Annotated in this window: 15 protein-coding genes and 1 pseudogene; 10 read left to right on the forward strand and 6 right to left on the reverse strand. The window is 66.8% G+C overall.

Going from position 1 to position 13,031, the window contains the following annotated elements; genetic code table 11:
• From ACK4HL_RS09485 to ACK4HL_RS09495, 3 genes and pseudogenes are all read left to right on the forward strand, one after another.
• Positions 1–318, forward strand: a pseudogene (locus ACK4HL_RS09485) (glutamine synthetase); the annotation flags it as partial.
• A gap of 11 nt (positions 319–329) precedes the next feature.
• Positions 330–1,106 carry a hypothetical protein gene (locus ACK4HL_RS09490; RefSeq protein ID WP_409759201.1) on the forward strand — a complete coding sequence of 259 codons (777 nt, stop codon included), beginning with the start codon at positions 330–332 and terminating at the stop codon, positions 1,104–1,106.
• A 72-nt stretch (positions 1,107–1,178) separates the two neighbouring features.
• A complete protein-coding gene (locus ACK4HL_RS09495) occupies positions 1,179–2,588 on the forward strand; it encodes a sodium:proton antiporter (RefSeq protein WP_409759204.1) in 1,410 nt (469 codons plus the stop codon).
• A 7-nt stretch (positions 2,589–2,595) separates the two neighbouring features.
• Here ACK4HL_RS09495 and ACK4HL_RS09500 read toward each other — a convergent pair whose 3' ends face one another.
• Entirely contained in the window at positions 2,596–3,111 is a 516-nt protein-coding gene (locus ACK4HL_RS09500) for a TIGR00645 family protein (RefSeq protein ID WP_409759207.1), read from the reverse strand.
• 63 nt (positions 3,112–3,174) lie between these two features.
• Positions 3,175–4,182, reverse strand: a complete 1,008-nt coding sequence (locus ACK4HL_RS09505) for a TerC family protein (protein ID WP_409759210.1) — start codon at positions 4,180–4,182, stop codon at positions 3,175–3,177.
• 162 nt (positions 4,183–4,344) lie between these two features.
• On the opposite strand from ACK4HL_RS09505, the gene ACK4HL_RS09510 reads away from it, so the two are divergent.
• The 7 genes from ACK4HL_RS09510 to ACK4HL_RS09540 all read left to right on the forward strand — a co-directional run bounded on the left by ACK4HL_RS09510 (position 4,345) and on the right by ACK4HL_RS09540 (position 10,668).
• On the forward strand, positions 4,345–5,382 hold the full coding sequence (locus ACK4HL_RS09510) for a trans-3-hydroxy-L-proline dehydratase (RefSeq protein WP_409759213.1): 1,038 nt from the start codon (positions 4,345–4,347) through the stop codon (positions 5,380–5,382).
• Positions 5,379–6,290 carry an SMP-30/gluconolactonase/LRE family protein gene (locus ACK4HL_RS09515; protein ID WP_409759216.1) on the forward strand — a complete coding sequence of 304 codons (912 nt, stop codon included), beginning with the start codon at positions 5,379–5,381 and terminating at the stop codon, positions 6,288–6,290. The genes ACK4HL_RS09510 and ACK4HL_RS09515 overlap by 4 nt, the downstream gene beginning before the upstream one ends.
• Before the next feature lie 48 nt (positions 6,291–6,338).
• Positions 6,339–7,337 carry an AraD1 family protein gene (gene araD1 / locus ACK4HL_RS09520; RefSeq protein ID WP_409759219.1) on the forward strand — a complete coding sequence of 333 codons (999 nt, stop codon included), beginning with the start codon at positions 6,339–6,341 and terminating at the stop codon, positions 7,335–7,337.
• Between the two features lie 61 nt (positions 7,338–7,398).
• On the forward strand, positions 7,399–8,343 hold the full coding sequence (locus ACK4HL_RS09525; protein WP_409759221.1) for a hypothetical protein: 945 nt from the start codon (positions 7,399–7,401) through the stop codon (positions 8,341–8,343).
• Positions 8,344–8,400: 57 nt separating this feature from the next.
• Positions 8,401–9,294 carry a 2-dehydro-3-deoxygalactonokinase gene (locus tag ACK4HL_RS09530; RefSeq protein WP_409759224.1) on the forward strand — a complete coding sequence of 298 codons (894 nt, stop codon included), beginning with the start codon at positions 8,401–8,403 and terminating at the stop codon, positions 9,292–9,294.
• Positions 9,294–9,926, forward strand: coding sequence for a 2-dehydro-3-deoxy-6-phosphogalactonate aldolase (locus tag ACK4HL_RS09535; RefSeq protein ID WP_409759227.1), 633 nt, complete (start codon positions 9,294–9,296; stop codon positions 9,924–9,926). Before ACK4HL_RS09530 ends, ACK4HL_RS09535 begins: the two co-directional genes overlap by 1 nt.
• A 1-nt stretch (position 9,927) precedes the next feature.
• Positions 9,928–10,668 (forward strand): SDR family oxidoreductase, encoded by a 741-nt coding sequence (locus tag ACK4HL_RS09540; protein WP_409759230.1) that lies wholly within the window; start codon positions 9,928–9,930, stop codon positions 10,666–10,668.
• Between the two features lie 33 nt (positions 10,669–10,701).
• Here ACK4HL_RS09540 and ACK4HL_RS09545 read toward each other — a convergent pair whose 3' ends face one another.
• Genes ACK4HL_RS09545 through ACK4HL_RS09560 form a run of 4 tightly spaced genes read right to left on the reverse strand, consistent with a single transcriptional unit; the run spans position 10,702 to position 13,026 of the window.
• A complete protein-coding gene (locus ACK4HL_RS09545; RefSeq protein ID WP_409759233.1) occupies positions 10,702–11,145 on the reverse strand; it encodes a DUF1178 family protein in 444 nt (147 codons plus the stop codon).
• Between the two features lie 5 nt (positions 11,146–11,150).
• A complete protein-coding gene (locus ACK4HL_RS09550) occupies positions 11,151–11,996 on the reverse strand; it encodes a carbon-nitrogen hydrolase family protein (RefSeq protein ID WP_409759236.1) in 846 nt (281 codons plus the stop codon).
• On the reverse strand, positions 11,993–12,259 hold the full coding sequence (gene grxC, locus ACK4HL_RS09555) for a glutaredoxin 3 (protein ID WP_409759239.1): 267 nt from the start codon (positions 12,257–12,259) through the stop codon (positions 11,993–11,995). Before grxC ends, ACK4HL_RS09550 begins: the two co-directional genes overlap by 4 nt.
• 5 nt (positions 12,260–12,264) lie before the next feature.
• Complete coding sequence (locus ACK4HL_RS09560; protein ID WP_409759242.1) at positions 12,265–13,026, reverse strand: ComF family protein; 762 nt, start codon at positions 13,024–13,026, stop codon at positions 12,265–12,267.
• Positions 13,027–13,031 lie beyond the last annotated feature (5 nt).

Raw genomic sequence — 13,031 nt, forward strand, 5'->3', positions numbered from 1 at the left:
ATCGAGCACCGGCCTTCGGGGGCGGACGCCAACCCCTACCTGGTGATGGCGGCGATCCTCGCCGGGATTCATTACGGCATCACCGAGAAGTCCGAGCCCGGCAATCCGGTGAACGGCAACGGCTACGAGCGCCGCGCCAAGTACATCCCCGGCAACTGGTTCGACGCCATCGACGCCTTCTGGCGGGCCTCGATCCTCAAGGAGTATTTCGGCAAGGAATTCGTGGACACCTATTGCACGCTGAAGGAGGTGGAGGCCGACCGCTTCTACGCCGAACCCACGGCGCGCGACTTCGAGTGGTATCTGCGCACTGTCTGAGGGGTAAGAAGATGCCGCCGGATTTCCTGTTCCTGCTGCCGCCCGCCGGCATTTTCATCTCCGTCCTTCTCACCGTGGCTGCCGTTGCGCTGGCCTTCGAACTCCTGATGATGCTTCGCCCGGTGCGCGAGGCGAGCGCCCGCTTCGCGGAAATCACGCCGGGCGTGGTCGCCGTTTCGGGCGCCCTGTTCGGGCTCTCGGTGACCTTCCTTGCCAATTCCGTGTGGACGACGGAGGACCGCGCGCGGGAGACGGTGAATGCCGAGGCCCGCGCCCTCCGGGTTATGCAGGTCTACATGGACCAGATGACGGGGCCCTCGCGCGATGGGCTCTCACGGCTCATCGCGGACTACGGAACTGCCGTTTCGGCGGAATGGACGGCGATGACCGACAGGCAGGCGCGGAGCCGGGGCGAGCAGGCGCTGCGCGACGTCTACGCCTCGGTCATCAAGGGGTTTTCCGAAGGCGAACAGAACCGCACCCTGCAGCAGCGCCTGCTGACGGCGCTCGATACGCTCTCGGCGGCGCGCCAGCAGCGGCTCTCCATGGCGCAGGACGTCGTCAGCGGCGGGCAGTGGTTCCTGGTTACCGGCCTCGGCGCCGTGCTGCTGTCGATCGTGGCGATGAGCCATGCGAAGGTGCCCTTCGCGCGGCGCGTGGCGCTCTGCGTCGTCACCACGGCGGCGAGCATCATGCTGTTCATGATCGTGCTGCACGACAGGCCCTTCGTGGGCCATGCGGCGGTGACGCCGCAGCCGATCCTCAGGGCTGCGGGCTTCATGCCTTAGGAGCGACGGGTTGACCCGGCGCCCTCCCTCGTGCCTGATGCGCGGCGGATCTGACGCGCGCATGAGGATGGAATGAACCCGCTACGATTGCTGGCCGGCAGCCTTCTGCTTTGCCTCATACCCGCGCCCGCCTGGGCGGCGGAAGGGCTGGACGGCAGGAGCCTGGGGCTTCTCTGGGCCGTGCCATTCATCGGCATGCTGCTGTCGATCGCGGTCTTCCCGCTCCTCGCGCATCACTTCTGGGAGCATCACCGTGGCAAGGTGGCGGGTTTCTGGGCGCTCGCCGCACTCGTGCCGATCGCACTGGCGAGCGGCGCAGGAACCGCCTCGGAGGCCGTGGTTCACACCGCCCTCCTCGAGTACATCCCTTTCATCCTGCTGCTTCTGGCGCTGTTCACCGTGGCGGGCGGCATCGTGATCCGCGGCAACCTTCACGGTTCGCCCGCGACCAACACGGCGCTCCTGGCGATCGGGGCCGGCATGGCGAGCGTCATCGGAACGACCGGTGCAGCGATGATCATGATCCGCCCGGTGATCCGCGCCAATGACGACCGCAAGCACAATGTCCACGTGGTCGTCTTCTTCATCTTCCTCGTCGCCAATGCGGGAGGCGCGCTGACGCCGCTCGGCGATCCGCCGCTGTTCCTCGGCTTCCTGCGCGGCGTGGACTTCTTCTGGCCCACCGTGCACCTGCTGCTGCCGACGCTGCTCATCGTCGGCGTGCTGCTGCTCGGCTTCTTCCTTCTCGACAGCTGGATCTACGGCAAGGAAGGCCACGGGACGCGGGATCCCACGCCGGACCGCGCCGTTTCCGTGACGGGCGGCGTCAACTTCCTGCTCATTCCCGCGATCATCGGGGTCATCCTGCTCTCGGCGTCGCTCGACCTCGGCAGGGTGACCATCCACGGCACCGAGGTGGCGATCGCAAGCCTGGCGCGCGACCTCGCCTTCATCGTGATCGTCGTCCTGTCGCTCGCCTTCACGCAGAGCGGCAACCGCGAGGAGAACAGCTTCAGCTGGGAGCCGATCCGGGAAGTGGCGGAGCTCTTCGCCGGAATCTTCATCACCATCATCCCCGTGCTCGCCATGCTGAAGGCCGGGACGGAGGGAGCCTTCGCGCCGCTCGTCCAGCTGGTCGCCGGGCCTTCCGGCGCGCCCGACAACCTCGCCTACTTCTGGATCACCGGAGGGCTCTCCTCCTTCCTCGACAACGCGCCGACCTACCTCGTGTTCTTCGAACTCGCAGGCGGCGATCCGCAGCAGCTGATGACGGAGGGCGCGGTGACGCTCGCCGCGATCTCGGCTGGTGCCGTGTTCATGGGGGCCAACACCTATATCGGAAATGCACCGAACTTCATGGTCTATGCCATCGCGCGTGACGCCGGCGTGAAGATGCCGGGCTTCTTCGGCTACATGCTGTGGTCCGGCGCCATCCTGCTGCCGCTCTTCGCGGTGGTCTCATGGCTGTTCTTCGCCGGGTGAGCCTCTCCTACTCGCCTTTCGACTTCTTGGTCGAGGCCATGAGCCGGTCGATATAGGCGAGAATCAGCGCGGAGACGACGAAGGCCAGGTGGATGATGGTGAGCCACATGAGCTGGCTGTCGGTGTATTGCTGGGCGTTGAGGAACACCTGCAGGAGATGGATCGACGAGATCGCCACGATGGTGGAGGCCACCTTGATCTTGAGCGATCCGGCGTCGACCTTGCCCAGCCAGGATATCTCGCCGCCGTCGGCGTTGTCGAAGCGGCTGACGAAGTTCTCGTAGCCCGAGATGATGACCATCACGACGAGGCTCGCCACGAGTGCGGCATCGATCAGCGCCAGCATCTTGAGGATGGTGTCCGTCTCGCGGAGAACGAAGAGCTTGGCGACGAAATCCAGCAGCTTGCTGCTGAAGGAGATCGCGTAGAGCAGGAGCGCCGCCGCGAGGCCGAGATAGAAGACGACCAGGAGCCAGCGCGAGGCAAGGATGATGGCCTCGATCGTGTGTTCGAGCTTCTTCATGACAAGGGACCCGTCAATTGGACGGGCCCCCTGATAACGCAAATTCCGCCCAAGGCAAGCGGCTCAATCGGCCGGCCTGGCGCCGGGGACGGGCTCCGGCATGTCGTTCCGCGTCTTCCACAGCGACCAGCCGATGCCCGACGCCAGCACGCCGATGGTGACGGCGAGCGAGAGCGCGGTATCGATCTTCACGCCGAGCGGCACGAGGAAGATCTTGATGCCGACGAGGACCAGGATGACCGCCAGCGAATACTGCAGGTACTTGAAGCGGTGCATGGCGGCGGCGAGCGCGAAATAGAGGGCGCGCAGGCCCAGTATGGCGAAGATGTTCGAGGTGTAGACGATGAAGGGATCCTGCGTCACCGCGAAGATCGCCGGCACCGAGTCCACCGCGAAGACCAGGTCCACGAACTCGACGATGATGAGCGAGACGAAGAGCGGCGTGATGAACAGCGCCATCTTGCCCGTCTTCGGGTCGACCTGGCGAATGGTGAACTTCTCGCCGTGCAGCCTCTCCGTCACCCGGAAATGGCGCTTGATGAGCCTCAGCATCCAGTTGTCGTCGAGGGAGGGCTTGTCGTGCGAGGTCTTGAACATCTTGAGGCCGGTGAAGACCAGGAAGGCGCCGAAGAGGAACAGGATCCAGTGGAACGACATGACCAGCGCCGCGCCGAGCCCGATGAGGATGGCGCGGAACACGATGACGCCGAGGATGCCCCAGAACAGCACCCGGTGCTGGTAGATCCGGGGAATGCCGAGGAAGGCGAAGACCGTGGCGATGACGAAGATGTTGTCCATCGCCAGCGACTGCTCGATCAGGTAGCCGGTGAAGAACTCGAGGCCGGACTGGCTGCCGCGGGCATACCAGACCCAGCCGCCAAAGGCGAAGGCGATGGCCATGTAGCCGCCGTAGAGCAGGAAGCTCTCCCTGGCCTCGATCTCCTTCTGGCCCTTGTGCAGGAAGCCCAGGTCGAGAACGAGGAGGCCGATCACCACGGAGATGAAGATCAGCCAGAAATAGGCGGGAGTGCCGAGAAAATCGGTGAATAGCGTCGCCTGGATCAAATCCATCGCCGGACCCTCTGTTCGCAGTTGATCGTCTGCGGCTCCGACATCGCGAGACATGCCGTCTCGCCAGAGGGGCCCGGCGCCGCTGTGTCTGGCGAAATAATGCGAATTGCGGCAAGTTCAAGAATTGACACGATGAAATTTTCGTAAGGTTGGGAGGCGGGATTGCGAAGCACCAGGTCCATTCAGGTGGTGGGCTGCCATGCCGAGGGCGAGGTGGGCGACGTGATCGTCGGCGGAGTGGCCCCCCCGCCGGGAGAAACGGTGTGGGAGCAATCCCGCTTCATCGCCGCGGACGGAACGCTCCGCGCGCTGGTGCTGAACGAGCCACGCGGCGGCGTCTTCCGGCATGTGAACCTGCTCGTTCCGCCGAAGAACCCGAAGGCGCAGATGGGCTTCATCATCATGGAGCCCGAGGACACGCCCCCGATGTCGGGGTCCAACTGCATCTGCGTGGCAACCGTGCTGCTCGATGCCGGCATCCTGCCGATGAGCGAGCCCGAGACACGGCTGGTGCTCGAGGCGCCGGCGGGGCTCGTCGAGGTGGTGGCGCAGTGCCGGAACGGCAAGGCGCAGTCGATCACGCTCCGGAACGTGCCGGCCTTCGCCGAGAGGCTCTGCGTTCCGCTCGAGGTCGAGGGGCTCGGCACCCTCACGGTGGACACCGCCTTCGGCGGCGACAGCTTCGTGATGGCGGATGCGAAGAGCCTGGGCTTCGCCGTGGCGCCGGACGAGGCGCGCGAGCTCGCCATGATCGGGCGCCGGATCGTGAAGGCGGCGAATGAGCAGCTGGGCTTCACCCATCCGGACCTGCCGGGCTGGAAGCACTTCTCCTTCGCCTTCCTCACAGGGCCGCTCGAGACCGTGGACGGCTGCCTTTCGAGCCGCAACGCCTGCGTGATCAAGCCCGGCAAGATCGACCGCTCGCCCACCGGCACCGGCTGCTCGGCCCTGATGGCGGTTCTCCATGCGAGAGGGCTGATGAAGGAGGGCGAGCGCTATGTCGGGCGCTCGATCATCGAGAGCCGCTTCACCGGCGAAATCGCCGGCACCGCGAAGGTGGGCAATCACGCCGCCATCATCCCCACCATCACGGGCCGCGCCTGGATCACCGGGCAATCCACACTGCTGCTCGACCCGGAGGACCCGTGGCCGGGAGGCTACAGGATCGCCGATACCTGGCCCATGGAGGTGAAGGAATGAAGATCACGGAAATCCCGGTCACCTGCCTCGTGGAGGCGCGCGACAAGCTCGGCGAGGGCTGCTTCTGGGACGCCGCCAACGAGTGCCTGTGGTGGCTCGACATCATCGAGCCCTCCGCCATCCACCGGCTGCATGTGGCGAGCGGCGCCTATCGCCGCTGGCAGTTCTCGGAAAAGGTGACCGCCATGGCGAAGCGCCGGGACGGCACGTTGCTGGTCGGTTCGCAGAAAGGGCTGAACGTCTTCGATCCGGAGACGGGGGCGCTTTCGCCATGGCGCGCCATCGACCCGGAAACGCCGGGCAACCGCGGCAATGACGGGGCGTGCGACGCCAGAGGCCGCTTCTGGTTCGGCACCATGATGAACAACATCGGGCCCCTGGGGGAGGACCTGCCGATCACCGCCGCGACCGGCAAGCTGTTCCGCATCGATGCCGACGGCACGCCTACGGTGATGGAAAGCGGCATCGGGGTTTCGAACGGACCGTGCTGGTCGCCCGATAACCGCACCTTCTATTTCACGGACTCGATGGCGCAGATCATCTGGGCCTATGACTTCGACCTCGACTCGGGCGCGATCTCCAACAAGCGCGTGCTGAACGACACGAAGGATTACGGCTATCCGGATGGCGCCGCGGTGGATGGGGAAGGCTTCATCTGGAGCGCCAGGTGGGAAGGTTCCTGCGTGCTGCGCATCGCGCCCGACGGCCGTCTCGACCGCGTGGTGCCGATGCCTGCGAGGCGGGTCACGAATGTCTGCTTCGGGGGCGCCAGGCTCGACACGATCTACGTGACGACATCGCGGCTCCATGTGGCGGAAGTGGACCTGCGGCGGCACCCGCTGCAGGGCGGGCTGTTCTGCTTCGACCCGGGTGTCTCCGGTTTCGAAAAACACGCTTTCGCGGGGTGATGGGACGGGTTATCCGTGATGCGAACGGAGCGGCATGGGAGACAGTTCATGAACCTCGTCCAAATCCTCGACAGCAAGGGCAAGCGCCGAGTCGGACTCGTCGAGGGCGGCGAGGCGGTGCTTCTGAAGAAGGCGGCCTCGACGCTCGAGCTTGCGCGCATGGCGCTGAAGGAGGGCGTGAAGCTGAAGGCCATGGCCTCCTCCCTCGCCGGCAGCGCGCGGGAGAATTACGCGGCAGCGCTGAAGGAGAACCGCGTGCTGACGCCGGTTGACCATCCGGACCCGGCGCACTGCATCATCACCGGCACCGGCCTCACGCACCTCGGCTCCGCCGCGGCACGCGACGGCATGCACAAGAAGCTCTCGGGTGCAGCGGAAGAACTCACCGACAGCCTCAAGATGTTCAAGCTCGGCCTCGAGGGCGGCAAGCCCAAGGCCAGGGGCGAGGCGGGCGTGCAGCCGGAATGGTTCTACAAGGGCGACGGCTCCTGGCTGGTGGGCCCGGGCCGGCCGCTCCCCCTTCCCTCCTTCGCGCTCGACGGCGGCGAGGAGCCGGAACTCGCAGGCCTCTATCTGATCGACGAGAAGGGCCGGCCGGTGCGGCTCGGCTTCGCGCTCGGCAATGAATACTCCGACCATGTCACCGAACGGCAGAACTATCTCTATCTCGCGCACTCCAAGCTGCGGCATTCGGCGATCGGGCCCGAAATGGTGATGGGCCGGATACCGGACTCGGTCGAGGGCATGAGCCGCATCATCCGGAACGGCAAGGCGATCTGGGAGAAGCCCTTCCTCACCGGCGAGGCCAACATGAGCCACACGCTGGCCAACCTCGAATATCACCATTTCAAGTATGACGGCTTCCGCCGGCCGGGCGATCTCCACATCCACTATTTCGGGACGGCCACACTCTCGATCGCCGACAACGTGAAGACGGAGGACGGCGACGTGTTCGAGATTTCTGCCCCGCCGTTCGGCGCTCCCCTGCGCAACCTGCTGAAGGCCATGAAGCAGGGCTACAAGCCAGGCGGCGCCAGGAGCCTGTGAGGCTTAACCCGGGATTCAGGCCCTGCCCCTATGGTCCTCCGGCTTCATGGAGGACCACGCGATGCCCGCAGCCATGCCCGAATCCCTGTCGAAGATCATGGCCGCCGGCCGGATCGGGCCCGAGGAGGTGCTGGCGATCCGCCGCATCGTCTATCCCGATGGCCATGTCGGCGCGGACGAGGCCGGCTGGATGTTCGACCTCGATGCCGCCGCGCGGGAACGCGACCCGGCGTGGTGCGAGCTCTTCGTCGAGGCGCTGACCGATCACGTTCTGAACCAGATGCCGCCTGAGGGACATGTGAGCGGCGACAACGCCGACTGGCTGCTCCGCGGGATCGTGCGGGACGGCCATGTCAGGACGGAAACCGAACTGGCGCTGCTGGTGAACGTCCTGGAGAAGGCGGTGACGGCCCCGGGCCATCTCGCCAACCTGGCGATGGGCGAGATCAAGGCGCAGATCCTCGCGGAGGGCCGGGCGACGGCCGGGAAGGTCGATCTGCTGCGCCGCGTGCTCCATGCTTCCGGGGGCCAGCAGGCCACCGCCATCACCCGCACCGAGGCCGAGCTGCTCTTCGACATCAATGACGCGCTGGCGGAGGCCGCGAACGATCCGGCCTGGAGCGATCTCTTCGTCAAGGCGATCGCCAACCACATCATGTTCGCCTCGGGCTACAGCGTGCCGACGCGCGAGGAGGCGCTCCGGCTCGAGACCTGGCGGGACGACACGTCGGTGAACGTCGGCGGCTTCCTCGGCCGCATGGCGGACGGGCTCCGCGGCGTCGGCGCCCTCTACCGGGCGCCGAGCGAGGAGAAGGAACACGCTCGCCGCACCGCGATCCAGGCCGGCGCCGAAACCGTGACGGACGACGAAGCCCGCTGGCTCGCCGGCCGCCTGCTGCGCAACGGCAAGCTCGATGGAACGGAGCGGGCCCTCGTCGCGTTCATCCGCTCCGAGCAGCCGAGCCTCCATCCGGCTCTCCAGGCGGTCTTCGACAGGGCCGCCTGACCGGGACGGGCCGAGTTCAGCCGTGCATTCGGCGGGGCCCCGCGTTATGGATGGCCCATGAGCACGGAGTTCATCGCCCTCGACTGGGGCACAACCTCCTTCCGCGCCTACCACGTGGGCCGGGATGGCCGCGTCTGCGACACGATATCGGCTCCCGAAGGCATCCTCTCCGTGAAGGACGGGAGGTTCGAGGAAGCGCTCGAGCGCCACATCGGCGCGTGGGACGTGAAGCTTCCGGTGCTGGCGGCCGGCATGATCACCTCGCGCCAGGGCTGGATCGAGCTTCCCTATCTGCCCTGCCCCGCCAGCGCGGCCGATCTCGCCCGCGCGCTCCACATGCACACCACCGCTTCCGGGCGGCGCATCGCCTTCGCCACCGGCCTCTCCTACCGGGCGCCCAACGGCATGCCGGACGTGATGCGGAGCGAAGAGGTGCAGGTCTTCGGCTCGCTCGACCTCGGCGTCAGCCACTTCGTGACGCCGGGCACGCACTCCAAATGGATTACCACCCGGGGCGAGCAGCTCGTCCGCTATTCCACCTACGTGACGGGCGAGGTCTATGCGGCGCTGAAGGACCACACGATCCTCGGCCGGCTGATGAAGCCGGGACCGGAGGACGAGGAGGCCTTCGCCATGGGCGTGCGAGCAGCACTCGACGACCCGGCGGGCTTCCTTCACCGCATCTTCTCGGCGCGTTCCCTCGGCCTGTTCGGGGAACTGGCGCCGGAGGCGATCGCCTCCTACCTTTCGGGCCAGGTGATCGGCACGGAAGTGGCGCATGCCATCCGCGACAACCCGCGCGACGCCGAATATGCGGTGCTCGCCTCGCCCGGCATCGGCGGGCGCTATGTGAAGGCGATCGAGATCGCGGGGCTGAGGGTGCGCTACGGCGACCCCGAGGCGATCGTGAAGGGGCTGGCGATCATCGCACGAAAGGCAGGGATCATCTGATGCTCGATTTCGAACAGGCCGCCGCGGAGTGCGGCATCATCGCCATCCTGCGCGGCATCACCCTCGACGAGGTGGCGGCGGTGGGGGATGCGCTCTTCGCCGCGGGCATCCGCATCGTGGAGGTGCCGCTCAATTCGCCCGATCCCTTCCGCTCGATCGCGGCACTCGCCGCTCGCTTCCGGGGCCGCATGGTGGTGGGTGCGGGAACGGTGCTCGATTCCGGGAGCGTCGACAGGGTGAAGTCGGCGGGAGGCCAGATCTCGGTCTCGCCGGACTGCAACCCCGAGGTCATCTCCCGCGCCGTGGAGCGCGGGCTGGTGCCACTGCCCGGCGTGTTCACGCCGACAGAAGCCTTCGCGGCGCTGCGGGCCGGGGCCGTTCATCTCAAGCTCTTCCCGGCGGAAGCGGCGAGCCCCCGCACGGTGAAGGCCTGGAAGGCGGTGCTGCCGAAGCATGCGCGGCTCTATGCCGTGGGCGGCGTGACACCGTCCAACATGCAGGAATGGGCCGATGCAGGCTGCGCAGGCTTCGGCGTCGGCTCCAACATTTACAAGCCGGGCATGAGTGCCGATGATGCGGGGCGAGCGGCGCGCCAGTTCATGGCGGCATGGGCTGCACTGAGGGGGACGTGACATGAAGGTTGCGATGGTGACGGGCGCCGGTTCGGGCATCGGCAAGGCGGTGGCGCTCGCCTTCGGGCGTGAAGGTTATGCCGTTGTGCTGGCGGGGCGCCGCGCCGACCTCCTGAACGAGGTGGCGAGAGCCATCGGACCCAATGCGCTGGCGGTGGCGACCGACGTCGCCGATCCGAAATCGGTGAAGGCGCTGTTCGCCGCCTGCAGGGAGAGATTCGGCCGCCTCGACGTGCTCTTCAACAATGCCGGCACGGGAGCGCCGGGCACCATCCTGCTCGAGGATCTCTCGATCGAGATGTGGCAGAACGTCGTGAACGTCAACCTCTCGGGCGTCTTCTACTGCATGCAGGAGGCCTTCCGCATGATGAAGTCGCAGAGCCCGCAGGGCGGGCGAATCATCAACAACGGCTCGATCTCGGCCCATGCGCCGCGGCCCAATTCGGCACCCTACACCTCGACCAAGCACGCGGTGACGGGCCTCACCAAATCCGGCTCGCTCGACGGCCGGAAGTATGACATCGCCGTCTGCCAGATCGACATCGGCAACGCCGGCACCGAGATGACGGAGAAGATGAAGACAGGGATGCCGCAGGCCAATGGCAGCGTGGCGCCGGAACCGACGATGGATGTCGAAAACGTGGCGCGGACGGTGCTCTACATGGCCTCCCTGCCGCTCGAGGCCAATGCCCAGTTCGTCACCGTGATGGCGACGAAGATGCCTTACATCGGGCGGGGATAAGGCCCCTCATCCGAGGCGCGGGCACCTTCTCACTCAGTTCCCGTCTTCGGGAAGCCGCGGCAGGGGATGGACGGCGATGCCTTCCTCGATCAGCGCCTTGGCGTCTTCCGGCGAAGCCTCGCCGTAGATGCCGCGCTGCTCGGTCTCCTCGTAATGGATCTTGCGCGCCTCATCGGCGAAGCGCTCGCCCACATATTCGGCGTTCTCCTCGACGTGTTTGCGCATCTGGCGGACCATCTGCATCATCATGGCGAGGCGGGGATCGACAGGGCCCGAGACCATCTTCCTGGGAGCATCGTCCTTGCGGTTCGCCTTCGCGGGAATGCCCGGCGCCATCAGCTGCTTCTCGACCTTGGTGGAACCGCAGAGGGAGCAGGCCACGAAGCCGCCCGCCGCCTGCGCGTCATAGGCGGCGCTGTTGCGGAACCAGCCGTCGAAGGCGTGGCCCTGGTCGCATATGAGGTCGTAGCGGATCATGGGCCTCAGGTAGCAATGCCAGAGAAGGCTTTCAAGATCGTAACGCCGGCTGCTTGCCCGTGGTTCAGGGCCGGTATGCGCGCACGGGCGCGATCCGCCTCGCCAAGCTCGATCCCTGCCATGAGCACGCCGGGTTCGGTTCCCGCTTCCGCCAGCACCTCGCCCCAGGGCGAGACGACGAGCGAGTGGCCATAGGTCTCGCGGCCGGACTCATGCCGCCCGCCTTGCGCCGCCGCCAGCACGAAGCTTCCCGTCTCGATGGCGCGCGCCCGGAGCAGAACGTGCCAATGCGCCTGGCCGGTGGGCACGGTGAAGGCCGAGGGCACGGTGAACAGCTTCGCCCCGGCCTGCGCCAGCGCGCGGTAGAGATGGGGGAAGCGCATGTCATAGCAGATGGTGAGGCCGACCGGCGCCAGGGCCGTTTCCGCCAGAACGGCGATGGAGCCCCCCTGATAGGCGTGGGACTCGCGCAGGCTCTCGCCGGTCGGCAGGTCCACGTCGAAGAGGTGGATCTTGTCGTAGCGCGCCGCCACCGATCCATCGGGTGCAAAGAGCAGCGAGCGGTTGAGGAGCTTCTCGCCCGGGCCCTTCAGCGCCAGCGAACCGATGTTGAGCCAGATGCGCAGCTCGCCCGCCAGAGACGCGAAGCCCGCAACGCACTCATCTTCCGCCTCGGGCCGCACCAGCGCACGCAGGCGGGCACGGTCCGGCTCGAGGATGTTCGTCATTTCCGGGGTGGAGACGAAGCCGGCGCCCTGCGCTGCGGCATCACGGATCATATCAGCCGCATCAGCGAAGTTTCGAGCCATGTCGCGGCCCGAGCGCATCTGGACGAGGGCGGCGCTGATCACTGGGGCTGGAGCAGCGGGTCCAGCTTCCCCCGCCGGTCGAGCTCGTGGATGTCGTCGGACCCGCCGACATGGGTTTCGCCGATGAAGATCTGCGGCACGGTGCGCCGGCCGTTGGCGCGGATCATCATCTGCTGGCGGATGGCGGGGTCCTGCACATCGATCTCCTCGAAGGCAACGCCTTTCCTCTTCAGCAGCGCCTTGGCGGCGTGGCAGTAGGGGCAGTAGGGAGTCGTATAGACCGTGACGTGGGGCTTGGCAGTCATGGAGGTCAAATATGAGGCTTCGCCGGCAGGGCGACAAGGGCGAAGCTCAGCAGCCCGACGCGTGCCGCACCCGCAGCCTTGAGCGCGGCGGCGCAGGCTTCCGCGGTCGCGCCGGTGGTGCGCACGTCGTCGACGAGCAGCACGCATTTCCCCGTGAGCGCTCCCGCCCCGCCGGGCGAAACCTCGAAGGCGCCCTTCACGTTCCTGCGGCGCTCCGCCTGGTCGAGACCCACCTGTGCCCGCGTCCGCCTCGTCCGGAGCAGGAGATCGTGCCGCCAGGGTTTCCCGGCCAGGCGGGCGACATGCTGCGCCAGGAAGGCGGACTGGTTGAACCGCCGCTGCCAGAGGCGCAGCCGGTGCAGCGGCACGGGAACGATCACGTCGGCTTCGGCGAGAAGCTTCCACCCCGCCCGCGCCATCATGCGCGCCATGAGGAGGCCCGCCTCCTGCCGGTCCTGGTACTTGAGCGCGTGCACCAGCTTCGCGGCATGATCCTCGAAGAGCACGGCGGCGCGCGCCCGGTCCCATCCCGGAGGGTCGGCGAGGGCGGCGGCGGAGAGCGCCCCTTCGCCCTGGTCATAGACGAAGGGCGTTCCAAGCATGTCGCAAACGGGTTCATCGAGGTGCTGCAGCTTCGCCCAGCACAGGACGCAGAGCGAGGCCGGCTCGCCGACGCCCGCCGCGCAGGCGAGGCACAGGCTGGGAACGAGAAGATCCACGGCGCCGCGCCAGATGCGGGTGGGGAGAGATGAGAGGGGTGCACGCATGACGT

This window comes from Aestuariivirga sp. (assembly GCF_046294715.1).
Taxonomy (GTDB): domain Bacteria; phylum Pseudomonadota; class Alphaproteobacteria; order Rhizobiales; family Aestuariivirgaceae; genus Aestuariivirga.